We start from the raw sequence: 859 nt of genomic DNA, 5'->3' as shown, positions 1-859 counted from the left end.
TGAGGGAGTGGTTAGGATTCATGGGCGAGCATTCGAAAGAAAAATAAAGATAATTAGATCATGTCATTACTTGTTATTCAATAGGTATTCGAAAAGTATGCTCGCGCCCTGACGGCTACCCAGCTTCGGATCGAAATGGTAGTGATGATGAGAAATATCTTCACAATACCCCACAAAGGGCTTATCAATACGGTGAAGCTGAATCGCCGCCGCTTGCTCTTTGGAAGCCGGGAAAAATGCCCCACCAACTTCCGCAAACATGTCGGTATCATCCAGCTGTGCGTCACAGTTTTCGCAATGGTTTATCCAGTGCTGCCTGCGCAGCCGTTGGCTGACCGCTTTGCGTAGCGTGTGATGAAAACCGGGCAATACGCTACGCACCATAGTGGGAATATCGGCAATATAGAACAGAAATGCCGGGCTGTCCTGCTCAGAGTAGTCTACTTCCGTGCCGGGTTCATCGCCGTTATCCGCTTCCAGTAGCTGGTGTCCGGCAGGCAGCATAAATGCCGTGACCGTAGTGTGTTCATGGCAGTGCGGGCACGGTGTCCGGGTTTGGGCGAGATACCAGAATTCGGCATGGACATTGTAGAACGGCAACCAGTTCATAAACGGGGTCGGGTCAAAACTGCCATCGATATACCAGGTTTGGGCGGCTGCATCCCAGTGCGCGCCCAATTTGCGTACCTTCTCGTATTCATCGTCGGGGACGTTTAAATCAATCCGCAGCATATGTCTTCCTTCATTAACGTGATGCTCAACTTTAACAGCCTATAACATGGGCTTGTTGAAGCCAGTCGCGTTGCCTTTTACCTTGTTTAAAATTGGCAAAAATACCCAACGTGTGAGAAAGCAGCTT

Annotated in this window: 1 protein-coding gene and 1 pseudogene; both read right to left on the bottom strand. The window is 49.6% G+C overall.

Annotated features, from left to right (window positions below):
• Positions 1–66: 66 nt before the first annotated feature.
• Positions 67–732, bottom strand: a complete 666-nt coding sequence (locus AAC854_RS22745; protein ID WP_340619076.1) for a DUF5710 domain-containing protein — start codon at positions 730–732, stop codon at positions 67–69.
• Between the two features lie 31 nt (positions 733–763).
• A pseudogene (locus AAC854_RS24495) lies at positions 764–859 on the bottom strand (IS982 family transposase); the annotation flags it as partial.

Source organism: Xenorhabdus entomophaga (genome assembly GCF_037996725.1).
Lineage (GTDB): Bacteria > Pseudomonadota > Gammaproteobacteria > Enterobacterales > Enterobacteriaceae > Xenorhabdus > Xenorhabdus khoisanae.
This window is presented reverse-complemented; position numbering and strand designations above follow the sequence as displayed.